This window comes from Muribaculum intestinale, from assembly GCF_002201515.1.
Lineage (GTDB): Bacteria > Bacteroidota > Bacteroidia > Bacteroidales > Muribaculaceae > Muribaculum > Muribaculum intestinale.
This window is the reverse complement of the sequence record NZ_CP021421.1, coordinates 1,798,335-1,824,635: the sequence shown is the minus strand read 5'-3', so window position 1 is coordinate 1,824,635 and position 26,301 is coordinate 1,798,335. Positions and strand designations below refer to the sequence as shown.

Here is a 26,301-nt window from a genome sequence, read left to right as displayed (position 1 = left end):
ATCAATATTCTTATATATGCTACGCCGTATATCAATACTCCTGACCGTAATGGCCTCCGTTTTCGCTGCTTTGGCCGCGAAGCCATCCGATCCGTATGCAAAACCCGACTTCGCATTTCCCGCCAAAGTATCGGCCAATGCCAAGGAAATGTTCGACAAGGCTCTTGCCACCGACAACGGGCCTCTGGCTCTACGAGCACTTATGAACCTGTCGGTATCCCTTACCGACATCGACGCCGACAGCGCATCGGTAGTGCTCGGCAACTGCCGCAAAGCGGAGAAATTGCTGTCGTCACCATCCGACAAAGCTCTTGTCGACCTACTCACAGCAAAAATATACTATTCATTATACCGGCATGACCGTTGGACCTACGATCGGCGCGAACAGCCGGCCGAGCCGTCGACCGACTACAAGCTCTGGAATGGCACCCAGTGGCGCGACACCATAACGGCCCTCATCGACAGCGCCGTCGCCCGACCTGACGCTCTTGCAGCCACTCCTGCGGCCCGATACTCCAAAGTGATATCTGTCGACAGCCGTATAGCCGGAATGTACCCTACAGTGCTCGACTTCGTGGCAATGCAGGCTACAGATTTGCTACCCAACCTGGGAGAGACCGACATGCTCCCCATGCGTCTGCTATGCCCCTGGGGAGATTTCTTGACGATGCGCATAACCGTGCCAAAACCTATGGCACAGCGCATTCTCGACATATACTCAACATGGATCGGACATGCCCGCCACACACCCGGTGCTCTGATTGCAGCCGACCTCAGCCGACTGGAGTTTGTCAACAGACATTTATTCTCCCGTGGAGAAGATATGGAGAGTGTGCGCTCACGTATGTTCGACGCACTCTACTCGCTATGGAGTTCCCACAAGGCATCACCCTACGCCGCCGAGATACTAATCAAAGCCTATGACATGGTCAGCGGCCAGGAAGCTCCGATTACCACAATCAACCGATATATCGCCGCATGCAAAGAGCAGACCGCCGCTCATCCCGGATATTTCCGCAGCAACTGGCTCACTCGCAATGTCGAGCGCCTCAAGCAACCGGTTGTCACCGTACGGTACCCGTCCACCGTGACTCCTGGCGACTCGCTGCAGCTCAATCTAAGCGTAAGAAACGCACGTGATTTTACGGTCAATGTATATGAAGCGCCATACAAATGGGGCGAATGGAGCTGGGGCTACGAGGTGACAAAGAAAAACATCGCTCAACTGCGCCTGGCAAAGAGTATCCGTGTCACCGTCGACTCGGTAGCGCCCTTCCGCTCGTCAATAGTGCGCAAGGTGGTTATTGACCGTCCAGGCACCTATATAGTAGCCGCAGTGTTCCCCGGCCAGACCATCGAGACTGGCAACTATACCTATGTACACTGCTCCGGTCTGCGACTCGGCTCGCTTTCGTTCAAAGATGAGGCGTGGCCTTTTGTAGTAAATCCCTCCACAGGGCGCCCGGTTGAGGGCGTCACCCTGCAAGGATATGAGAACCGCCGTACCTTCACCCTTGTTGACACACGTACTACCGACGCCGACGGCATGGCCCGAATGAATCCGAAGGCCCGAATTGTCTTTGCACGCAAAGGCGACGACAGGTTTGCCGAGTCAGTCGGTATGAACAACTATTACCGTGAGCCATCGCGCGCCTACTCCGTACAGCCTTTTACCTCGCTCGCACTCTATCATCCGGGCGACACCGTAGAGTGGGCGGCTGTGGCTCAATCGTGGCTGCACCAGTCGTGCGCCCCGCTTGCCGGAAAGGAACTGCGCGCGGTAATGTATGACGCCAACATGCAGCCGGTCGACACCGCTGTAGTGACCACCGATCCGTTCGGACGTGTATCCGGCCGCTTTGCAATCCCCATGGACGGGCTTACCGGCGACTTCGCCATACGCTTTACCCTTACCGACAAGGAGCTGAACAAGAATCTGCGATGGAGCAACATCTATTTCAAAGTTGCCGATTATAAGTTGCCGACATATTTCGTGGAAGTGACCGATGTCGAACGTGATATCCCTGTCCGAGGCGATGTGACGATAAAAGGACGTGCTGTCACATACTCCGGATTCCCGGTGGCAGATGCATCGGTTGCAGTCAACCTCTCTGCAGGAGGCCGTGCGTGGTGGAACACCCCCGTATCGTTTGCCTCACTCGCCGACACTACTGATGCCGTAGGGCGCTTCTCAATCATATGTACCGACGCGCTGCTGGCCGGCTCGCCTGTCGACAAAGGTATATTCACAGCCGATATCACCGTGACCTCCGCATCCGGCGAAAACCGCACTGCCGCCACAGCATTCTCTCTTGGCAAGCAGCTTATACTCCGCGCTACTCTCCCCGACAACAATGTGGATGCAGCCAAGCCCATGAAGCTCAACCTCGAGCTTACCACAGTCAACGGGGTGAAGCACAACGCGACCATCTCTTATAAGTTCCTGCGCAAGGATTCGACAGTGGCCGCCGGCGGCAAATTCGAGTCGGCAAGCCCGGTAATCGACCTATCTGTAATAAAAAGTGGAGTATACACTCTGAAAGTGGCAACCGCCGACACCACACTGGCCGATGACGTGACAATCAATGATGTCGTGATATATCGTCCTACCGACAGTGCATCACCTGACCCCGACGCTCTGCTGTGGATACCCTCGTCGACTGCTACGGTACCCGTCGGAGCCGGTATCGACCAGCTGTATGCAACCACCGCTCCCGAGACATGGATTGTATACGTGCTGTCATCGGGTGAACGCATCATCGACAAAGGATGGCTCAACGTCGGCCCGGGAATGCACCGCTTCACCCGCAATCTACCCGCCGACTGCCCGACAGCAACACTCAGCATGGCCTGTGCGCTCGGCTACCGATACGAAAATCTACAGGTCGACTATACACGCGATAATGTAGTTAAAGCGCTCGATATAGCTGTCGAGAGTTTCCGCGACCGTATAGCACCGGGCGAAACCGAACGATGGACATTCCGCGTCACCGGAGACAAGAACTCTGCATCTGGACAAGCTGCCCTCATGCTCGATATCTACAACAATGCGCTTGATGCCATCACTCCTCAGCGCTTTGCATTCTATCCTCAGCGCTCACCCTATCCGATAGCCTCGCTCAACATCAACAATGGCCTCGGATGGTATGACAACTCGCGCACAGTACCTATAAAACAGTTCACCTGCCCGTCGATGCCGTCGCTTGACTACATCACATGGGGACGTCCACTCGTAGGTTACGGCTCAGTGAGGATGCTCAGAAAAGCGATGTATGGCGCACGGACCGTCAACTCGGTATCCTGTACCGACGAAGTCCTTGAAGAGGTAATGCCTACAATGGCACTGTCAGCAGCCAAGGGTACATCTGAAGACCATGTAGAGCGTGAGGCAAATTTCAGCGCCTCTGACACCGGAGGTGCAGTAATGCTACACTCCGAAGAGATGGCAGCAGACAAGGATGGTGCCGATATAGAAAATGCAGGCGCCCCACGTAATGACAACGAAGAGTTTGCTTACCGAGACGCAGAGACTCCGCTCGCCTTGTTCGCTCCCATGCTCACCACCGGTGCCGACGGTTCACTGCAAGTGGAATTTACCGCACCCGACGCCAATGCCACCTGGGCGCTCAAGGCCATCGCATACAATACCGACATGATTGCCGGAAGCACCACGCGCGAGATAATTGCCTCGCGCCCGATAATGGTACAGCCCAATCTGCCAAGGTTCCTGCGCAACGGCGACAAAGCCGAAGTGCGCGCTACTGTGATGAACAATGCCGACAGCACGGCCACCGTGGTTGTGCATGTCGAGATATTTGATCCGGCATCCGGCACAGTGCTCCACTCCGGCGATTACACCACCGATGTAGCTCCAAGAGGCTCGTCTACCATATCCACTACTGTCGATGCACCTGCCGACGCCATTATGCTCGGATACCGTGTGAAGGCATCCACAGGACGCTATGCCGACGGTGAGCAGACAATACTGCCTGTGCTTGCAGCCTCGCAGCCGGTAGTCGAGTCGACACCGTTCTATATTCCGGCCGATACACTCAGCTATGCCGTAAAACTCCCGAAGATGGGCAAGGACGCACGCGTGACCCTACAGTTCTGCGAGAATCCCGCCTGGTATGTGGCCACGGCTCTGCCCGGCATCCGCTCATCTGAGTCGCGCGACGCTCTGTCGGCCTCCGCCGCCATATTCTCTGCGGCCGTGGCCGAAGGTATACTGCGCGAACAGCCGGCAATCGCCGAGGTGCTGCGCGAATGGAGTCGTTCCGACCGCTCTGACTCTACGCTTACATCAATGCTTGAGCGCAATTCAGATCTTAAGATTGTGCTGCTCAACGCCACCCCGTGGGTAATGGACGCACGCTCACAGACCGAGCGCATGGAGCGCCTTGCCCTGCTATTCGACCCGCAGGAAATACGCGCCACTTATGCTTCGTCGATTGCTCTGCTAAAAAAACTACAATGTGACGACGGAGGTCTGGCATGGACTCCCCTTTTCAGGCAGTCATCTCTATGGGCTACTGAAAACGCACTGCTCGTATTCGGTCGCCTCAAACAGCTCGGATGGCTTCCGGCCGATAAAAATCTCGATGCGATAATTGCAAAAAGCCTCGCTTATATGGACAAGAGTGTTGCCGAATACGCACGCAAGCATCGCGATTCCACCGACGAAACATATGTATACATACGCTCGATGTACCCCGACACAGAGCGTCCGGGAGAATGCGTGGCACTTACATCACGTACTGTGGCGTCGCTTCTGAAATCGTGGCGTGACATGAATGCCGGTGCCAAGGCAATCGCCGCCCTGATATTCAAAGCACAGGGACAGACAGATGCCGCACGTCTGGCCGTGGCGTCGCTACGCGAGTTTGCTGTCACATCTCCTGAAAGAGGCATGTGGTGGCCGTCGCTCGACTCGCAGTCATGGTGGTCGATGGGACGCATAGGCTCTACAGCAATTATCCTTGACGCTTTTGCCGCAGTCGACCCCTTATCGCCCGACATAGACCGCATACGCCAGTGGCTGATTATACAGAAAGAAGCTACCGACTGGGGTACTTCGGTAGTAACGTCACAGACGATTGCATCGATACTGCGCACCGGCACCACATGGACACGCCCGGCATCGCCCGTAACCATCACTATAGGCAAAAATACCGTGACACCCGACAATATCGAGAGTATGCTCGGTGAGATACGCACCGACATATCCGCCCTGAAGCCATCCGGAAAAACTCTCTCTATCGGCAAGTCTCAGCCCGGCCCATCGTGGGGAGCCGTCATAAGCCGGTATACAGGCGATATGGCCGACGTCAAAGCTGCATCGTGCTCCGACCTCTCGATTGAGAAAGCGATATACAAACGCGTGGCTACACCCGACGGAGAGAAATGGGTCAACGCCGACTCGTTACGCACCGGCGATGTAGTACAGGTCAATCTGATTATTACCGCTGCACGCGACATCGACTATGTGGCTATAGTCGACAATCGTGCCGCCTGTCTTGAGCCTATTGACCAAATGCCAGCTCCGATATGGGCCGAAGGGCTCTGCTTCTACCGCGAGAACCGCGACGCCGCTACCAACATATTCATAAGCCACATGCCCAAAGGTACCTACCGCTTAAGCTACCTGCTCAATGTCAACAACGCCGGCACTTTCGCCTCAGGCTTCGCTACAATACAGAGCCAGTACGCTCCAGCCATTACCGCCCACTCCTCCGGAACTCTCCTCCGCATCAATCCCTAATATAAACCAATATTAATAATAATCCGAGGCTGCGCCGTTAAACCTACGGCGCAGCCTCGGATTATTATTAAGAGCTTGTTTAATGATAGATAACAATATGCGCCACACCACGTTGAAGCGATGCAGCGCATGATTATTCAGTTATATGTAAAGCGATAAAATTTCCCGAATAGTAAAAATCAGAGGCCAATCTTGAAGCCTAACTGTATAAGGCCCTGGGCGCCGAAGCCGAGCTCGCCGAACATTGCCACCGAACGGCTCAGCCCTACCTGAGCGCAGAGAGGATTGATCTGGAATGCGCAGTATGCTTTATTCTTGCTGTCATCGGGCCATGTCTCATGCATGATTACCGAACCGAGGGCACCCTTTGCATACAATGTCACAATCGAGTTGCGGTAATAATTATACCGCAGATTGAGCATAATGGCATGATAGTAGAACTTATTCTCATCATAATGCTTGCGCGATGTGCTTGAGAATGTATAGCTCGGACCGAGCCAGAATCCGGGAGCCACATGGAAGTTAAGTCCGGCATTGAGAGCACCCCATGCATTATTGACCGACGGTCCTCCGTCATGACAGTCCATTGCATCCATCTGGGTATATGCACCATAACTTACGGTAAGTTCGGTCTGGGCTTGTGCACCGGATACAATACCGACAATCATCATTAGAGCAATAATAATCTTTTTCATAACTTTTATTATATTTTTAAAAATTTCTGTCATCGTATTAACAAACGTAAAATGACATGGTTCATCACCACATGGAAAAGATTCAAATTTTCATATCGGGAAAACTGACCACATTTTACTCCATTCGTCGCAAATTATCAACTTTTGGGATTATACATTTGTTACCTTATTGCATTAACTTTGCGCCGAGTATTCGGACACAGACAAGCAACTATTATTTATGAGACCGACACTTCCTCACATCCACTTCTACCGCGGACTAAAAGCGGCTGTATCACTGGCTCTAATCGCGTCGTCCGCCACAATGCAGGCTCAGATGCCTGAAATCGGCGGCGAAACCGTGTCGCTCGATTCCTGCCGCGCCATGGCCATGGCCAACAACAAGCAGCTGCGCATCCAGGCAGAGCAGATACGCGCTGCAGGCTACCAGAAAAAAGAGGCATTTGCCGCATATCTCCCCCAGATTGATTTCGCAGGAGGATATGTCTACAACTCTAATGACATAAACATACTCGGAGCCGACCAGCATCTGCCGATAATGAACTTCGACGGACAGGGATACACATTCGACCTGGTGACAAATCCGGCCACAGGTCTGCCGCTTGTAGTCGACGGAAAGCCGGTGCCCAAACAAGTGGCATATCTGCCTAAGTCGGCGATGAGCTTCGACATGCATAATGTATTTTTTGGAGCCGTAACCCTTACGCAGCCGATATTCATGGGTGGCAAGATTGTAGCCATGAACAAGATTACCGGATATGCCGAGGAACTGGCCAAATCGATGCATGAAAACGGCGCACAAGACATTATATATGCCGTCGACGCCGCCTATTGGCAGGTAGTGTCGCTCAATGCGAAGAAGAAACTCGCCGTGAGCTACGTAGCCCTACTTGATACTCTGCACCGCAATGTGCAGGCCATGATTGACCAGGGGGTAGCTACACGTTCCGACCTCCTGACTGTCGACGTCAAACTCAATGCAGCCAACGTAGATCTCGTAAAGGTCGAAAACGGTCTGTCGCTCTCCAGAATGGCGCTCGCCCAGATATGCGGACTCCCGGTCAACACCCAAATGGCGCTGAAAGACGAATATGCGCCTCACACCGACGACGCCCCTGTAGCCACTACATACAATATGCCGGATGTGTATTCACGCCGACAAGACCTGCACGCATTGGAACTCGGAATAAAAATAGCCGACCAGCAAAGCAAGATAGCCATGTCGTCGATGCTACCTACGGCAGCCCTCATCGGCTCATATACGGTAAGCAATCCCAACATGAACGACGGCTTCGAGAAAAAATTCGGAGGCTCATGGCACATCGGAGGCGTGATACGCATACCGCTGTGGCACTGGGGCGGGAACTACAACAAATACCGCGCCGCGCGCACTCAGGCCAACATCATGCGCCTGCGACTCGAAGACGCCAAAGAGATGGTCGACCTCCAGGTAAGCCAGGCGGCCTACAAGGCTCGCGAAGCCATGAAGACCTACGACATGACACGCGCCAACCTGCGTCAGGCCGATGAAAACCTGCGCCAGGCACAACTCGGATTCAAGGCCGGCGTACAGACCACCGACAACGTCATGGAGGCCCAGACAGCATGGCTGAAAGCCAACTCCGAGAATATCGATGCAGAAATCGACGTATGCCTCTGCCGTGTATACTTGTCAAAGGTGCTCGGAACTCTCGAATATACCCACGAATAATAATCACTTCATCGCATATACTCATATGGCAACCAACGATTCAACACCGACACCGGTCAAACAGGAGCGCGACAACAAGCTCGTAGGATCACTCGTCATAGTGGTCATCGTCACCGCACTGGTGGCCCTAATCGGATTCCTGTTTCTGAAGCCCTCGTCCGATGTACTTGAAGGACAGGCCGAGGCCACATCAATCCGCATATCAGGCAAACTGCCCGGACGCGTAATGGAAATATACGTGGAAGAGGGACAGAAAGTAAAAGCCGGCGACACACTCGTGCATATCCACAGCTCACTCGCCGATGCAAAGATGTATCAGGCCGAGGCTGTAAAAAATGCCGCAGCAGCCCAGAACCGCAAGATTGACGCCGGCACACGCTCACAAATCATACAGAGCGCCTACGACCTATGGCAACAGGCTCTCGCCGCACGAAATATATCAGAAAAGACCTACAACCGCATGGAGAATCTCTACAAGCAGGATGTAGTAAGCGAGCAGCGCCGCGACGAAGCCAAAGCTGCATTTGAGGCGGCAAAAGCCGGCGAAAGCGCAGCCCGAAGCCAGTACCAGATGGCCAAGGAGGGTGCACAGAAGCAGGACAAGGAGAGCTCACAGGCTATGGTCGATGCTGCAGCCGGAGGAGTGATGGAAGTACAGGCCCTTTTGCAGGACCAGTACCTGACGGCTCCCTACGACGGTGAAATCGACGTAATCTATCCCCACGAAAGCGAGCTGGTGTCGCTCGGCACACCCATCATGAGCCTGCTTAAGATTCAGGACAAATGGGTCACTTTCAACGTGCGCGAACAATTGCTCGGCAAGCTGACCATGGGCACTGAAATCGAGCTTGAGATACCATCTCTTGAAAAGAAAGTAAAGGGCACGGTATACTATGTGCGCGACATGGGCGACTACGCGGCATGGCGTGCGACAAAAGCCACCGGCGAGTGGGACTCCCGCACATTTCAGGTGAAAGTACGTCCTAACGAACCGGTCGACGACCTCCGCCCCGGAATGACCGTCATCTGGCACAAACCCAATTGATAACTGCCGGGAATGCTCACCGGCATCATCAACCATTTCGCCTCTAATCAATCTCCGACAAATAAACAATAAGCTATGCGCAAAGCCATTATCGACGGATTCCGCCAACTGGTAAGCAGGCCTATCTACCTGATTGTAATGGTAGTGGTGCCGATGGTTACGGCGTGGTTTCTGATCGACCTGATGAGAGAAGGACTGCCGTTGCAGCTCCCTACCGCCATCGTCGACCTCGACCATACCACAACCTCACGTCGCACCGCACGCAATCTCGCCGCCAACGAACTTGTCGACGTGGTCTACTCTCCGGAGACATACCACGACGCCATGGAACTGCTGCGCAAAGGCAAGATATACGGGTTCTTCATGATTCCGTCCAACTTTGAGCGCGATGCCGTAAGCGGAAAAGAGACCACCATCACCTACTATGTCAATCTTGCATATTATGTGCCCGGCTCCCTGTCGTTCAAATCGTTCAAACAGACTGCCGTAACTACTACAGGCGGCATAATGGTGACATCGCTGGTAAGTGCCGGAGTCGACGAAGGCATGATACGCAACATGATACAGCCGGTGGTAACTCAGGTACATCCCTATGGCAACCCCTGGACCAACTACTCGATATATCTCAGCAACTCGTTTATCCCCTGTGCCCTGCAACTCATAATCTTTCAGATTACAGCCTTCTCATTCCTTCAGGAAATCAAACGCGGAAGCTCGATACGCTGGATACAGGATGCCGGCGGCTCTATAGTAAAAGCCTGCTTCGGCAAACTTATTCCGCAATATCTGATATTCGCCACCGTAGGCATGGCCATGCTCGGCATGCTCTACGGATTCAGCCATTTCCCCCTCAACGGGAGCACACTCGGAATGGTAACAGCCATGCTGCTGTTTATCGCGGCAAGCCAGGCCTTCGCGCTTACCATATGCTCGATAATTCCCAATCTGAGGTTCGCGCTGTCGATACTCTCACTTATCGGCATACTGTCGTTCTCGATAGCCGGCTTCTCATTTCCCGTCGAGCAGATGTATGGAGGCGTAGGCATATTCTCCTATATACTGCCTATCCGCTACTATTTTCTTATATATATCAACACCGCGCTCAACGGCTATGAGCTATACTACTGCCGCTGGGAGTTTGTGGGCCTCATTGTATTCCTCGCGCTGCCGTTTACAATGCTGTGGAAGCTGAAACGCTACGCATATCATCCAGTATACATACCCTGATACATACATGCCACGCATATTTTCACATATCAGACAATGGTGGACGACACTTTACCGCTCGCTCCTCAACGGCTACAGGCTCATATGGAGCGACAAAGGGGTAATGCTGTTTTTCATAGCTCTGCCACTGCTCTATCCGGTCACCTACACGCTTATCTACAATCCGGAAGTCGTCACCGACCTGCCTATGGCCGTTGTCGACAACAGCCGCACTGCCGAGTCACGCGAACTCGTACGCATGATTGACGCCACGCAGTATATAGGTGTGGCCGGCTATGCGTCGTCGCTTCAAGAAGCCAGGGACTGGGCCAAAGAGCGTAAGGTTTACTCAATACTGGTTATCCCGGAGGACTATGCCCGCAAAATCGGACGCAGCGAGCAGACGGTATTACCCCTTTACACCGACATGAGCCTGCTGCTGAGATACCGCAGCATACTCTTTGCGATGACCGACCTGCAACTGCAGCTCGGTGCCGACATACGCACAGAGGCCCTTGACCGTACTCCGGCAGCATTTGTCACCGCACCACAGGAATCCGTGAAAGGAGTCGACACACAATCGTTCTTCCTCGGCGACCCCACACAGGGATTTGCATCATTCATTATGGTCGGACTCGTAGTGCTCATCCTGCAGCAGAGTGCCGTGCTCGGCGTAATGATGCTTGCAGGAGGGTCGCGTGAGCGACGCCGAATAAACGGTGGCATTGACCCGCAGGAAATCGAAGGGCCCTTGTCGGCCTCAATCCTCGGTAGGGCACTTGCGGTATTTACCATCTACATGCCTCTTACCGTATATATCCTGCACTACATACCTGTGATGTTCAGCCTGCCCCACATCGGCGCCACTGCCGACTACCTGCTTTTCATGGCCCCGATGCTGCTGGCATCGATATTCCTCGGGCAGGTTCTCTCAGTGATGATATCAGAGCGTGAAAGCTGCTTCCCGGTATTTGTGTTTACCTCCGTATTATTCCTGTTCCTGTCGGGACTCACATGGCCGCGCACTGCCATGAACCCGCTGTGGAGCATAATTTCCGGATTCATCCCTGCTACATGGGGTGTCGAGGGATTTGTCGGCATAAATGCCAATGGAGCCACTCTTGCAGACATGTCGACCCAGTATGGCATGCTTTGGGTACTGACAGCCTCCTACTTCATCATCGCATGCTTTACCGAGCGCTGGGCCCGCAGCTACGACCGCCGTCATTTCCGGCTCCCCTCAGTGCCATGATTTCAACGTCCACATACCCACATGATAATTGAAACACAAGCGCCGTATCGTCATGAAAACGATACGGCGCTTGTTTATGTTACGGTTGATATTACTTATCCACAGGGACGGTTTAGTCGATGATGCCGTTGGCGCGGAATACCTTCTGAATCTTCTCGAGAGCGGTAGTCACCTGCTCCATTGTGTGTGTGGCCATCAGCGAGAAGCGGATGAGAGTGTCGTGGGGAGCCACGGCGGGAGAAACCACAGGGTTTACAAAGATGCCCTCTTCAAGAAGGTCGCGGGTGATTGTGAATGTCTTATAGTTGTCGCGTACGAACAGAGGGATAATCGGAGTAGAAGTATTACCAATCTCAATGCCCATATTGCGGAAACCGTCGAGAGCATAGTGGGTAAGTTTCCAGAGGTTTTCCTGACGTTCGGGTTCCTGCTCCATAAGGTCGATGGCAGCCAATGCGGCAGCTGTCGATGCGGGAGTGATGCTCGCGGTGAAGATATATGAACGCGAGTGGTGGCGCAGGAAGTTGGTTATCTCCTTGTCGGTAGCGATAAATCCGCCAAGCGACGCAAACGACTTGGAGAATGTGCCCATGATGAGATCGACATCGTCGGTAAGACCGTAGTGGTCTACCACACCGCGTCCACCCTTGCCGAACACTCCGATACCGTGGGCCTCGTCAATCATCACGCTTGCGTTGTACTGCTTAGCCAGCTTCACCATTTCGGGGATGTTGGCCACATCGCCCTCCATAGAGAACACACTGTCGCTGACAATCAGTTTCACCTTGTCGGGGTCACACTTCTTGAGCTGCTGCTCGAGCGACTGCATGTCGTTGTGCTTGTACTTCAAAGCATGGGAGTACGACAGGCGCCGTCCGTCGATAATCGACGCATGATCCTGCTCGTCAAAAATCACATAGTCCTCACGACCTGTAAGAGTTGACACGACACCCAGATTTACCTCAAATCCGGTAGAGTATATCATTACATCCTCCTTGCCTATATATTCGGCGATACGCTGTTCGAGTTTCTTGTGGAGATCAAGCGTACCGTTGAGGAAGGGCGAACCGGCACATCCGGTACCATATTTTCTGATGGCCTCTATCGCAGCCTCCTTTACCTTGGGATGATTTACAAGACCGCTGTAGCAATTGCTGCCGAACATCAGTACCTTCTTGCCATCCATGATGACTTCAGGATCCTGCTCTGATTCGATGGCACGGAAATAAGGGTATACCCCGAGGGCTTTTGCTTTCTGCGGCTCTGTATATTTGGCCAGCTTGGATTGTAGGAGCTTCATATTTCGTTACGGTGAATTATATCTGTTCTGCTACGTCAGAATATTCATTAGGTTTAAAATCAGGCACACAGGCGGATACAGCACTGCTCAGCCGCTCTGAATTTTGCAGGCTGCAAAGATAACTAAAATTTGGAATTGAGTGTCCCCTCTTCACTTTTTTTCACACTTGCCGAAGTTATATCTCCCTGTCTCTCAACTTCAGCGACAGTGCCGGGCTCTGGAGTAGGCGGCAATATTTCCTTTGCCATGCCGGAGCGAGTACTCTTTATACGCATCTTCACAGCATCAAATCCCTCGCCATAGACACCGTTGACATTGGCCTGGGTGATGAAAGCGTTGTGGTCGATAGAGCGCGCGATACGAAATATATTTCCCGACTCATACTTACGACACATCACGAGGAGCACCTTCACGGCCTCCTTGCTGTACCAGCCCATGCCGTCGAGCACAGTACAGCCGCGGTGGGCATTATTGTTGATAGCGTCGGCAATCTCGCGCCAATGTTTCGATATGATGATAAACTGCACGGTCTGGCGATTGGAGTTAATGACAAGATCGGCCATGTACGACGCGAGAAATGTCACGATAAGGCCATACACCACCTTGTCAATCTGATGGAACACCAGAAACGATGACGATATGATAAGGAAATCGCAATATATCATCATACGCCCTATCGACACGTCATTGTGTTTCGACACCATGGCGGCCACGATATCCGTGCCGCCGGTACTTCCGTTATGGGAGAACACCAGACCGACTCCGACTCCGCAAAGAGCACCGCCTATGATAATGTTCATGAATGTCTGCTGGGCTATCAGCGGCTCGGGAAACAGTGGCTGCAATATACCTATCAGACCATTGAGCACCGTAGCGCTGAACACCGTACGCAATACAAACTGCTTGCCTACTACCCTGTATGCCATGGCAAGAAGCAGAAGGTTGAGCACATACGAGGTAATGGCCACAGGTATTCCGCCAAGGAAATATACCAAAGAGCCTACTCCTACCAGACCGCCGATTACAATCTTTTCAGGCAACACAAATGCCGAGAAGCCGAAAGCATAACAGGCCAGACCTAATACGATTATCACGTAGTCTTTATAAGACATCCATAATTTCTCACGCGATAACATGACTTTTTTATTGATTGATTTCTTGAATAAATTTGACCTGCAAAATTACGTCAATCCCGTATCTTGGCAAACTGTTTTCATAAAATTATTTTGCCTGGAAACGCAGCAACAGCACTTCCTGGCGCACGTCGCAACTGCGCTGCCTGAAATGCTTCAGCAACTGAAACTCATATCTGTCGGCATGCTCAGGCAGCCATTTGCGGCCATCCTCCACCCCGATAAGCATCACCCCCGCCTCGGGATTGTCAAGCTCAAACGGCCTCACACGGTCAGCTGTATAGAAGTCGGCGGTGAAGAATCGGAGCATGTCGGTCGAAACATGTGCATATATCGGCCCCTCAGGCTGCACTTTGGCTGCGGCTTCAGCAATCGCCCTGTCGCTTTTGGCATTTATGATTCCGGGCTGATATGTGCCGCCGAAAGCTATATAGAGGAGCCATATAGTGGTCAGAGTAGCCGGGAACGAGAGTTTCTTAGGTCCGCGCCACAGAAGCAAGGTCACGGCTGCCATTACGGTCGACAGCGACACGCACACCCATTGTGCCACTCCGCCGCTGTTGTATAGCGATGTCACCATCATGGCCTGCTCAAGAGCGTGGCGACCGTGGAGCAGACTGTAGGGAAACCATCCGCACTGCACCACCACATAGGCTACATAAGCGGTAATCGCCGTCAGACAGATAGTCCACATAAAAGCCGAGATGGCCCGGCTGCCGGCCTTTACAAGATGCCACCCGTAGCCAGCCACCCACCATGCCAGAAAAGGATATACGGGCAGGAGATACACACTGCGCTTGCTCTTGGGTATGCAGTAGAACACAAATATAACCACAAAACATACTATCGTAAAGCACTCGGCAGGCTCCAGCGCACGGAAACGTCTCCACCAGCCCTGCACATATACATGTATGCGGGTCCACACCTTGATGCGGTGCAGAGAAAGCATACTGAACAGAACGAGCAGAGTGTAAGGAAGCATTCCCAGCAGTACGGTCTGGAAATTATACCACACCGGATTCTCATGGGAGGCATAGCTCATTGTTCCCGTAAGGCGTCCGAAATTCTCCTCAAGCGCAAGACGGAGGAATTCCTCTCCGCCACGTGCATAGGCTCCGACATACCATATCATCGGAATAACACACGATGCAATGGCAATACCGAGAAGTTTTGAAAAGACTCTCCAGAAATATACTCCCCTGACCAGCATGAACAGTCCGGCCACGGCACACGGGAGCAACACCCCGACAGGCCCTTTCGAAAGCATGGCTCCCGACATCATCAGCACAGGTGCCACAGGAAATCCGTGCATACCTCGCTTCCAGTAATTATATAAAGTGAACAGCGCACCCACCATGAAGAACGTAAGGAGCATGTCCACACGGCAGGCCATACCTGCACGGTACACCTCAAACGATGTGAGCAGTATCGTGGCGCAAGCCATGGCACGCCCGCGTTGCGCTCCATTGTCGACATAAAAGCGGAATGTCCACACTGTGAGAGCTATAAGCGCGAGAGCCGACGGCATACGCGATATATACTCTGTGACCTCGCCGCCCAACAGCTTTGCGAGAAGCGCTATGCACCACGCCAGCAGCGGCGGCTTGTAGGGGATTACATCACCGTTGCTCACAGGGAGTATCCAGTCGCCGGTCTGAAGCATGGAGACTGCTACTATCGCCTCGCGTGGCTCGCCTTTCGAATGGAAAAGGGCCATTCCCAGAAATGGCAGAAGCAGAATGGCGGCTTCAAGGATGACTATGAGTGTTGAATGGCGCAGCCATAGTGACTCGGCATATGGCGGCAGGAGTGTCTCGCGCTTCATGTGTGAGTGAATTTTCAGTTGCTATTACAATAGCTTAACAATATTTACATGATTTACATGGCTTGGGAAATGCAAATTTAGACATTTTTTGCTAATTTCGCAGACAAACAACCATAACCGTATAATTATGCCCGTAAAACCTTTTGTATATCAGGCGCCATTCCCTATGTCGCCCGACAAAACCGAGTACTATCACCTCACATCCGACTATGTGAAGGTTGAGAAATGGGGCGACCGCGAGATGCTCGTGGTAGACCCCGAGGCGCTCCGCGTGCTTGCCCGTCAGGCAACACACGACAATTCGTTCATGCTCCGTCGCGAGCACAACCAGATGGTAGCCAAAATCCTTACCGACCCAGAAGCCAGCGAGAACGATAAGTTTGTGGCTCTCACAATGCTGCGCAACGCTGAAATCGCGGCTAAAGGACAGCTCCCCTTCTGCCAGGACACCGGTACGGCAATATGCATCGGCAAGAAAGGCCAGAACGTATACACCGGCGGAGGCGACGAAGAGCAGATATCCCACGGTGTATATGACACATACACAGGATGCAACCTGCGCTACTCGCAGAACGCTCCGCTTAACATGTACGACGAGGTAAACACCGGATGCAACCTTCCCGCACAGATCGACCTCTACGCTGTCGACGGCAACGAATACAATTTCCTCTTCGTGGCCAAGGGCGGAGGCTCTGCCAACAAGACCTACCTCTACCAGGAGACAAAAGCGCTGCTCAATCCCCAGAAGCTCGTGCCATTCCTCGTAGAGAAGATGAAGTCGCTCGGCACAGCCGCATGTCCCCCCTACCATATCGCGTTCGTCATCGGCGGCACATCGGCTGAAATGAATCTTGCCACCGTAAAGAAGGCATCGGTAAAATACTACGACAACCTCCCCACTACAGGCAACGAATACGGCCGCGCTTTCCGCGACGTGGAACTCGAAAAGACTCTGCTCGACGAAGCCCACAAAATAGGCCTCGGCGCTCAGTTCGGAGGCAAATATTTCGCCCATGACATCCGTGTCATCCGTCTCCCCCGCCATGGAGCATCATGCCCCGTAGGTCTGGGTGTAAGCTGCTCGGCCGACCGCAACGTAAAGGCTAAAATCAACAAGGACGGCCTTTGGATTGAGAAACTCGACACCAACCCCGGTGAACTTATTCCGGAAGAAATGCGCAATCAGGGCGAAGGCAACGCTGTGAAAATCGACCTCAACCGTCCCATGCCTGAAATTCTGGCCGAACTCACAAAGTATCCCGTATCGACACGTCTGTCGCTCAACGGCACCATCATCGTAGGCCGCGACATAGCCCACGCTAAAATCAAAGAGCGCCTCGACGCCGGCGAGCCTATGCCCGACTATCTGAAAAATCACCCCATCTACTATGCAGGCCCCGCCAAGACTCCGGAGGGCATGGCATCCGGCTCGTTCGGCCCCACTACCGCCGGACGTATGGACAGCTATGTCGACCAGTTCCAGGCTGCCGGTGGTTCGATGGTAATGATTGCCAAAGGCAACCGCTCAAAGCAGGTGACCGACGCATGCCACAAGCATGGCGGATTCTACCTCGGCTCTATCGGCGGTCCAGCTGCAATTCTGGCCTACAACAGCATCAAGAAAGTAGAATGCCTCGAATATCCCGAACTCGGCATGGAGGCAATCTGGAAAATCGAGGTAGAGGACTTCCCCGCATTTATCCTCGTTGACGACAAGGGCAACGACTTCTTCACCGAAATTGCCAACCGCTGTTCAGGCTGCCCCATCGCAAAATAACCGATTTCTTCCTATATATATTAATGTGTATCCATATCCGGACACACATTGGTAATATCCTATACCATATCGACAGGGTTCAAGGCTTGCGCGCCTTGAACCCTGTCTTTTCATCATAAGCCTCATTTTAGCAATATCATACAATAAATTTAACCTTATTACCAACCCAAAGTGTTAAAATCCCACCTTCATACTTATTTTTTGGTTAAATAATTTGCAAGAAAGAAATTAAGAACTAACTTTGCGACAGATTTATTTGTCAGACAAATCAGATAAATCCTACTAAATCGATTTAGCTCAACCCTAAAAAACACTCAACAATATGGCACTGTCACTCCAGCCATCAGGCGCATCGCTTGTCGACCAGGTCGAGGAATGCCTGCTCTCCCACTTCAAGTGCAGCAACTTGTCGATTGGCGATCCTATTCCCAACGAAAACACTTTGGCCGAGGAGCTCGGAGTAGCCCGAAGTGTGCTACGCGAATGTCTCAGCCGGCTGAAAATGTTCGGGATGATACACTCTCGTCCTCGAAAAGGGATGATTCTCGCAGAGCCCACAATACTCGGAGGCATGAAGCGTGTGATTGACCCGCGCTTTCTCAGCGAGGATACAGTGCTCGATCTGCTCGAATTCCGTATCGCTCTGGAAATAGGCATATCGGCCGATATATTCGACAAGATAAAGCCTGAAGATATAAAGGAACTGGAAGAGATAGTGCGCATAGGCAAGGTCATCGAAAACAATGAGTATGCCGTGTCGAGCGAATCGTCATTCCATGCGAAACTCTATGAGATTACCGGCAACAAGACCATAGCCGAGTTCCAGGATATCATCCACCCTGTACTCACATATATAAAGAAACAATTCCGTCAGGAACTGTCGCAAATCAACCAGCGTCTCCAGGCCGAGGGTGCTACCGCATCCCATGCCGACCTGCTTTCATATCTCAAATCAGGCGACAAAGAAGGATATCGCAACGCAATAGAGCGCCACTTCGAGCTCTACCGCATATTTATGCGCGAACACTCCTTCAACTCTAAAGAATAAACACCGTAGCGGAGTTTTCTCCCGCAACGTCCCGTCCACTACATCCGACTGATATTCAGCCGATAAACGATATATAACGACGGGCGACAGGGGACACTATATGCCGTCCGGACCCATAATACGCTCTATAATAACCCTAATCAATATCATCACATGCCAAATTTCCCACGTCTGCGCGGCATGATAGCCGCCACATTCACCCCAATGACTGAAACCGGGGATATAAATTATGCCGAGATAAAGCCCTACGCCGATTATATAGCATCAACAGCTATCGATGGTGTATTTGTCAACGGCACTACCGGAGAATTCTCATCCCTCACCGTCGAAGAACGCAAGAAGATACTCGAATGCTGGATTACCGCCGCTGCCGGACGGTTCAAGGTAATATGCCATGCCGGAAGCAACTGCCAGCGCGACTCGATTGAGATTGCCGCACATGCAGCATCAATCGGAGCATACGGGATAGGATGCATCGCACCGTCTTTTTTCAAGCCGGCCACTGTAAACGACCTGATTGGCTTCTTCGCACCAATCGCCGACGCTGCGCCCGAACTGCCGTTCTACTATTACAACATGCCATCAATCACCGGAGTAAACCTACCCGTCGACAGAATTCTTGCCGAAGGGCGAAAGATTATTCCAAATCTGGCGGGAACAAAGTTTACCCACAACAATCTTATGGAAATGGAAATGTGTATCGACCTCGACGGAGGCGCTTTCGAAGTGCTGCATGGATACGACGAGATACTGATTGCCGGTCTGTCCATGGGTGCGAAAGCCGGTGTGGGCAGCACATACAACTACATCCCTGAAATATACGACGGCATATTCCGGGCAATGGAGGACGGCGACCTGACAACAGCCCGCGAACTTCAGAAGAAATCAATAAAGACAGTCGAGGTTATCATACGCTACGGCGGTGGAGTACGCGGCGGCAAAGCAATCATGAACCTCATAGGCATAAAATGCGGAGAATGCCGACCGCCACTCTCGCCTCTTGCTCAGGAGGAATATGCAGCTCTTGAAGCCGATCTTGATGCACTCGGATTCGTGAAAAAATAAAAAGAGAGGCTATCGGAGTTTCCTCGTTAGGGAACAGTCGGGAAAGCTGTCAATATCCTCTCTTCAATCTATGTATGAATCAACAAAGATATATAGAATCCGAAACAGCAGCTAATTGCTTTTTGTATTTTTAACATAAAAGTACAAAAAGCCACACGACATTATCACACCGACCATCAACTCTCCCGTCATAACCACCATGAATGCATCCTTAAAATTCGCCATAGCCTCGCTATATGCCGCAGCATGTCTGTCAGCCATGGCAGGAAGTCCTCGAATAGAATTCCGGCATCCGGCAGTACCGGTACTCTCGCGACTAACCCACTCGCCGGCCTTACGGATGACAGCTATCGCCGACGGAAATGCCACTATTCTGAAAGGGATGACGCTGGATTTCGGCGAAAGTACCGACCCTACCGATATACGGTCCATAGGACTGTATGTCTCGGCCGATTCCACCTCCTTCGACCGAGTACATTGTATCGGCAGCGCCACGACCGACGGACAGGCAAAAGTGAAGCTCGTGCTCAATGCACCTCTCTCTGCCGACACCACTTACATGTGGCTCGGAGTGACGCTGCGCGATTCCATCGACCTTACCCACCGCATATCTTTGAAATGCGCCCGCATCGACACTGACAGAGGCACCCTGCGTTTCCGCAGTCACACATCTCCTCTACTGCGCACAGGAGTAGCCCTGCATACTGCCGGACGCGATGGAGTCGCGTCATGCCGCATACCCGGCATCGCAACAGCCCCCGACGGCACACTTCTCGCCATCTACGACGCTCGATATGATTCCGCGCGCGACCTCCAGGGAAACATCGACATCGCTCTGCAGAGAAGCCTCGACGGAGGGTCGACCTGGACTCCGATGCAGCCCGTACTTGATATGGGTACATGGGGCGGACTCGCGGAAAAGCACAACGGCGTAAGCGACGCATGCATACTGGTCGACCGCAATACGGGCCGCATATTTGTAGCCGGACTGTGGATGCACGGGATGCTCGACGCCGACGGCAAGTGGATTGAAGGGCTCGACAGCACATCCGACTATTGGATACACCAATGGAAAGGTCGCGGCTCTCAGCCCGGTACAGACATTCGCAGTACATGCCAGTTCCTGATTACCCACAGTGATGACGGAGGAGTAACCTGGAGTTTTCCCGACAACATAACAGCCCACACAAAGCGCCCCGAATGGTGGCTGTTTGCCCCTGCGCCCGGCCAGGGTATCACACTCTCCGACGGCACGCTCGTATTCCCCACCCAGGGACGGGACAGCAAGGGCATCCCATTCAGCAATATAACATACAGCACCGACCACGGACGCACATGGACCACCGGCAATCCGGCCTACGACGATGTGACTGAGTGCAATGCCGCAGAGCTGTCCGACGGCTCGATAATGCTCAACATGCGCGACAACCGCAACCGAGGGCACCTCAGCCCCAACGGACGCCGCGTGTGCACAACCACCGATTTTGGCCGCACATGGACCGAGCATCCTACCTCGCGCAAGGTGCTGACCGAGCCGACATGCATGGCAAGCCTATACCGCCACGAATACATCGCTCCCGACAGCTCCAAGGCATCAGTGCTGCTGTTTGCCAACCCTGTCCACCACAAACTGCGTCGCAATCTCACTCTCAGGGCAAGCCTCGACGACGGCGCCACCTGGCCCGAAGCCAACAGCATCATGTTTGACGAGACACAGGGCATGGGATACTCAAGCATCACAGCCATAAATCCGGATGCAATCGGAATACTCTACGAAAGCGGTCTGGCCGACATGGTGTTCGTAAGAATCGAATTAAATGAAATCCTCAAACAGAAATAAACCACAATGGCATCATTAATCAACAGAAACACCCGCACATATGCCTGGATAGTTGTAGCATTGCTATGGATTGTAGGGATGCTCAACTACATGGACCGCCAGATGCTATCCACTATGCGCGAGTCAATCATGATTGATATCTCCGAACTCGAGTCTGCGGCCAACTTCGGACGTCTGATGGCCGTGTTCCTTTGGGTGTACGGCATAATGAGCCCATTCTCCGGAATCATCGGCGACCGCATCAGCCGCAAGTGGGTAATTGTGTCGGCACTGTTCGTATGGTCGTTTGTCACATTCATGATGGGATATGCCACATCGTTCAGCCAGCTGTACATATTGCGTGGCATCATGGGAGTGAGCGAGGCTCTGTATATGCCGGCTGCATTGTCACTCATAGCCGACTACCACCGTGAGCGCACTCGCTCGCTGGCCATAGGCATCAATATGACCGGCATCTACTTCGGTCAGGCCATGGGCGGCTTCGGCGCCACTCTGGCTGTTATGTACGGATGGCACGGCACATTCCACAGCTTCGGCCTCATCGGTATCGCCTACAGTGTGGTGCTTATGTTCCTGCTCTACGACACACCGCGCCATATCGGCGCCGTGAAGACCGAGGAAAAGAAACGACTCCCCGTATTCAAGGGTATGGCAATGCTGCTTGCCAACGTATCCTTCTGGGTGATTCTCTTCTATTTCTGCGTGCCGTCGGTACCCGGATGGGCCACTAAAAACTGGCTCCCCTCGCTCTTCGCCTCAAGCCTCGGCATCGATATGGAGGTCGCCGGACCAATCGCCACGATTTCAATTGCCGTATCCTCGTTTGCCGGAGTATTGCTCGGTGGATTTATATCCGACCGCTGGGTGATGCGCAATGTGCGCGGTCGCATCTACACAGCCGCCATAGGCCTGTCGCTGATGATTCCCGCTCTTCTCTGTATCGGCTACGGCCACACTTTGCTCCCCGTTGTCGCCGGAGCAGTGCTGTTCGGAGTAGGATTCGGATTCTTCGACGCCAACAACATGCCTATCGTGTGCCAGTTTGTATCGTCGCGCAGCCGGGCCACGGCCTACGGTATAATGAACATGTGCAGCGTGTTTGCAGGCGCCGCCGTCACCGACCTGCTTGGCCGCTCTATGGACACCGGCAATCTCGGCCGCGATTTCGCCATGCTGTCAATACTCGTCACATTCACAATAATAGTAATACTTACCTGCCTGCGCCCGACTACAGTCGACATGAGCGACAGCGATGCCTCATCATCGACAGCAGACAGTAGCGGATGCAGACAGCATGCATGAACCTGAATTTATATCACCAATAACACCAATCTATGTTGAATCAATTTTGTAATTTTAGAAAAGTATACCGCTATGCGACGGTATTGCTGGCCTTAGGTATGGCCATGCAGCCCGCCGAGAGCTACGCGTCACCCGCCGACAAGACAGCGACGCAGGCCGTGATAACGGTAAAAGGGCAAGTGAGCGATTCATCAAACGAGCCGCTCATCGGAGCCACAGTACGTGTGAAAGGTCATTCCGACGGAGTTATGACCGACATCGATGGAAAATTTTCAATCTCAGCTCCCGCCAATGGCACAATCGTCGTGACCTATGTAGGCATGACTACACGGGAGATTCCTGTCAACGGCCGGCAGAAGATTGACATCACCCTCGACAACAATGCCGTAAATCTCGATGATGTGGTAGTAATCGGCTACGGCACTCAGTCGAGAGCCACAGTAACAAGCGCCATCACCAAAGTCAAGGCCGAGGATATGGCTGTAATGCCGAGCAACAATGTCATGTCGATGCTTCAGGGAAAAGTACCAGGCATGCAGGTCAATTTCTCATCGGGACGTCCCGGTGTCAGTCCGGCGGTCACCATACGTGGCGGCACTACAACCACTCCCGGTTCCGACGCTCCACTATACATAATCGACGGTGTGATACGCACAATCACCGACCTCAACTATGCCGATATCGAATCGGTCGAGGTGCTGAAAGACGCAGCCTCGACAGCTATATATGGTGCGAAAGCGGCCAACGGTATCGTGATGATTACCACAAAACAGGGCAAAAAGGGTGCAGGACGCATCTCTGTAAGCTATGGCCTGTCGATTGACCATCAGCCGAAACGCATACCTATCAGCGATGCACGCGAGTATCTTTCGATTACACGAGAAGCCGCCACGAGGGCCTACAATCCCGACAAGTATCTCAACGGATCATTCGGCATGAGCACCAACAATGTTATCGACAGCTATGTCAACTGCGCGTTTCTCGATGACTGGATTACCAGATATGGCCAGGGATATGTAGAGAACCTGCTGACCAACCGCGGCTGGGAGACCATGGAAGACCCGGCAACCCCGGGCAAGATGCTCCTCTTTAAAAACGAGGACTTTCAGGACAATCTCATGCGCAACCCCATCAACCACGACTTCAACATCAACTTCTCGGGAGGCAACGACCGCGGCACATATTATATGAGCCTCGGATATCTGAAGCAGGACGGCATAGTCATAGGGAACGACTACGACCGCTGGAGCTTCACCGCCAACGGATCGTACAAGGTGATGAACAACGTTACCGTGCGCTCGTCGGTCAACTACATCTCGCGTAAGTTTGTCGGCCTCAACGAAAACAACGTTATGGCCCGCGCCTCGCTCATGCCTCCCACCACACGCCAGTACTACGAGGACGGACGCCCGGCTCCGGGCGAAAACACAGCATCGTTCCGCACCCGACTCCATGAGGTGTATTACCAGTCGAAATACAACGCCGTCGACCGCACAAACCTCATGGCCCAGCTCGACTGGGAGCCTATAGCCGACCTTCACATTCGCCCGCAGTTCTCCTTTCGCCTCGACAACACAAAAAACCATCAGTTCGAACGCGCCAACGAGGTGCAGAAATCACGCATTGCCAAGAGTGAGCGCGACATGAACAAAAACTACCAGTATGAAATCGTAGCCAACTACAAGAAGATCCTCTGGAACAAGAACAACTTCGACTTCATGGTAGGCTACACACATACCTACACCGACGCCTTCGACTCCACCCTTCAGGGTATGAACGGAACATCCGACAAAATCGAGACCATCAACGGCGTAGGCGAGCTCAATCTCTCCAATACCTCGACCGTACAGTCCTACAAGAAGATGTCGTCGTACTTCGGACGTATCAACTACAACTACGACATGAAGTACCTCCTCTCGCTCAGCATCCGCTACGACGGTTCGTCGCACTTCGCCGAAAACCACAAATACGGTACCTTCCCCGGCATCTCGGCCGGCTGGAACGTGCACCGCGAGGCTTTCTTCGAAAAGCTCACTCCGGTAGTCAACAACTTCAAGATTCGCGGCAGCTGGGGTAAGGCCGGCAACGACAACCTCTCGCTCGCCAACACCCAGGGCAAGTATGCCGCAGGCAACAACTACGGCGGCGAGGCCGGTCTGCTCAACACCGTGCTCGCCAACAGCGACCTCCTCTGGGAGGAGACCACATCGGCCGACCTCGGCTTCGACCTCGGTCTCTTCAACAACCGCATCTCTCTTACCTTCGACGTATACCGTAAGGAGACATCCAACCGTCTTATCGACGAAAAGCTCTGGTCGGAGACCGGTTTCTCCTCAATCAAGTCCAACTACGGCTCGCTCATCACCAAGGGCCTCGAGACATCCATCAGCGCCACCGCCATCCAGACCCGCGACTTCACCTGGGACATCGACGCCGGATTCGCATTCTTCCGCACCATTGTGGGCAAGCTCCCCAACAACGGCGTCCCGCGCAACCGTATCAACGGCGGTGTCATCTTCGATGAGAAGCTCGGCAAGTATATAGAGGTAGGCGGTCTCGCCGAGGGCGAACGCTTCGGCGCACAGTTCGCATTCAAGATGGACGGCGTATATGCCACCGACGAGGAAGCCGCAGGCGCTCCCTACGACAATATTGTGCATGCCACCCGCCTCGGCCAGGGCAAGGTTGGAGGCGACGCCATCTGGCACGACTTCGACAAGAACGGTATCATCGACCGGTACGACATGTATCTCTGCGGATACATAAACCCCGACCATATGGGCTCGTTCAACAACACTTTCCGCTACAAGAACTTCACTCTGCGCGTCATGACCGATTTCTCAGGCGGCAACGTGATTGACAACCGATTCCGTGCACAGGCCAACGGCAACCTGCGCCACAACTATGCCACGTTACACGAGACAGCCACATCGGCCACATGGCACAAGCAGGGCGACATCGCCACAATACCGCGCTACGACTGTAATGCCGACCTGGGCGACGGCAAGCGCAATCATGTGCGCGGAGCCAACGGCGCCAACTGTCCGCTCGGATTCACAAGCACATACGGCAGCAACGAGGGAACTTCCAACTCGCTCTACATCTCCAAGGGCGACTATCTGGCCTTCCGCGAGGTATCTCTCACCTATATGCTCCGCAACAAGTTCCTGCAGCGCAACCACCTCGACAATGTTACTCTGACAGCCGCGGTGTACAATCTCGGATACATCACCGCCTACGAAGGCCTGACTCCTGAAATCATCGGGGCCGACCTCGGGCAATATCCGCGTCCGCGCTCTTTCCTGTTCACTCTTAACTTCACCCTGAAATAAAAATACCAC

The 26,301-nt window shown here is 53.0% G+C and carries 15 protein-coding genes; 11 read left to right on the top strand and 4 right to left on the bottom strand.

The features are described from left to right. The first annotated feature begins 16 nt into the window (after positions 1 to 16). Complete coding sequence (locus ADH68_RS07395; RefSeq protein ID WP_068961355.1) at positions 17 to 5,761, top strand: alpha-2-macroglobulin family protein; 5,745 nt, start codon at positions 17 to 19, stop codon at positions 5,759 to 5,761. A gap of 179 nt (positions 5,762 to 5,940) precedes the next feature. Here the strand turns inward: ADH68_RS07395 and ADH68_RS07390 are convergent, their stop codons facing one another. Continuing rightward, the gene (locus ADH68_RS07390; RefSeq protein WP_133165665.1) at positions 5,941 to 6,456 is read right to left on the bottom strand and encodes an outer membrane beta-barrel protein; all 516 of its coding nucleotides are present in this window, start codon (positions 6,454 to 6,456) and stop codon (positions 5,941 to 5,943) included. A gap of 220 nt (positions 6,457 to 6,676) precedes the next feature. Between ADH68_RS07390 and ADH68_RS07385 the strand changes: the two genes are divergently transcribed. The 4 genes from ADH68_RS07385 to ADH68_RS07370 all read left to right on the top strand — a co-directional run bounded on the left by ADH68_RS07385 (position 6,677) and on the right by ADH68_RS07370 (position 11,670). Further along, positions 6,677 to 8,167 carry a TolC family protein gene (locus ADH68_RS07385; protein WP_084274094.1) on the top strand — a complete coding sequence of 497 codons (1,491 nt, stop codon included), beginning with the start codon at positions 6,677 to 6,679 and terminating at the stop codon, positions 8,165 to 8,167. Between the two features lie 25 nt (positions 8,168 to 8,192). Beyond that, positions 8,193 to 9,212: an HlyD family secretion protein gene (locus tag ADH68_RS07380; RefSeq protein ID WP_068961357.1), complete on the top strand. Its 1,020-nt coding sequence runs from the start codon at positions 8,193 to 8,195 to the stop codon at positions 9,210 to 9,212. Between the two features lie 75 nt (positions 9,213 to 9,287). Further along, the gene (locus tag ADH68_RS07375; RefSeq protein ID WP_068961358.1) at positions 9,288 to 10,439 is read left to right on the top strand and encodes an ABC transporter permease; all 1,152 of its coding nucleotides are present in this window, start codon (positions 9,288 to 9,290) and stop codon (positions 10,437 to 10,439) included. 7 nt (positions 10,440 to 10,446) lie between these two features. Continuing rightward, positions 10,447 to 11,670 (top strand): ABC transporter permease, encoded by a 1,224-nt coding sequence (locus ADH68_RS07370; protein ID WP_068961359.1) that lies wholly within the window; start codon positions 10,447 to 10,449, stop codon positions 11,668 to 11,670. Positions 11,671 to 11,782: 112 nt separating this feature from the next. Here ADH68_RS07370 and spt read toward each other — a convergent pair whose 3' ends face one another. The 3 genes from spt to ADH68_RS07355 form a co-directional block, all read right to left on the bottom strand. Then, a complete protein-coding gene (gene spt / locus ADH68_RS07365) occupies positions 11,783 to 12,970 on the bottom strand; it encodes a serine palmitoyltransferase (protein ID WP_068961360.1) in 1,188 nt (395 codons plus the stop codon). Between the two features lie 122 nt (positions 12,971 to 13,092). After that, a complete protein-coding gene (locus tag ADH68_RS07360; protein WP_068961361.1) occupies positions 13,093 to 14,082 on the bottom strand; it encodes a YitT family protein in 990 nt (329 codons plus the stop codon). Between the two features lie 109 nt (positions 14,083 to 14,191). Continuing rightward, the gene (locus ADH68_RS07355) at positions 14,192 to 15,928 is read right to left on the bottom strand and encodes an ArnT family glycosyltransferase (RefSeq protein ID WP_068961362.1); all 1,737 of its coding nucleotides are present in this window, start codon (positions 15,926 to 15,928) and stop codon (positions 14,192 to 14,194) included. A gap of 127 nt (positions 15,929 to 16,055) precedes the next feature. On the opposite strand from ADH68_RS07355, the gene ADH68_RS07350 reads away from it, so the two are divergent. From ADH68_RS07350 to ADH68_RS07325, 6 genes are all read left to right on the top strand, one after another. Then, entirely contained in the window at positions 16,056 to 17,705 is a 1,650-nt protein-coding gene (locus tag ADH68_RS07350) for a fumarate hydratase (RefSeq protein ID WP_068961363.1), read from the top strand. Positions 17,706 to 18,027: 322 nt separating this feature from the next. Next, a complete protein-coding gene (locus tag ADH68_RS07345) occupies positions 18,028 to 18,753 on the top strand; it encodes a FadR/GntR family transcriptional regulator (protein ID WP_068961364.1) in 726 nt (241 codons plus the stop codon). A gap of 153 nt (positions 18,754 to 18,906) precedes the next feature. After that, positions 18,907 to 19,818, top strand: coding sequence for a dihydrodipicolinate synthase family protein (locus ADH68_RS07340; RefSeq protein WP_068961365.1), 912 nt, complete (start codon positions 18,907 to 18,909; stop codon positions 19,816 to 19,818). A gap of 199 nt (positions 19,819 to 20,017) precedes the next feature. Beyond that, on the top strand, positions 20,018 to 21,658 hold the full coding sequence (locus tag ADH68_RS07335; RefSeq protein WP_068961366.1) for a sialidase family protein: 1,641 nt from the start codon (positions 20,018 to 20,020) through the stop codon (positions 21,656 to 21,658). Between the two features lie 6 nt (positions 21,659 to 21,664). Beyond that, positions 21,665 to 22,960, top strand: a complete 1,296-nt coding sequence (locus ADH68_RS07330; protein ID WP_068961367.1) for an MFS transporter — start codon at positions 21,665 to 21,667, stop codon at positions 22,958 to 22,960. 32 nt (positions 22,961 to 22,992) lie between these two features. Further along, positions 22,993 to 26,292 (top strand): SusC/RagA family TonB-linked outer membrane protein, encoded by a 3,300-nt coding sequence (locus tag ADH68_RS07325; RefSeq protein ID WP_068961368.1) that lies wholly within the window; start codon positions 22,993 to 22,995, stop codon positions 26,290 to 26,292. The last annotated feature ends 9 nt before the right edge of the window (positions 26,293 to 26,301 follow it).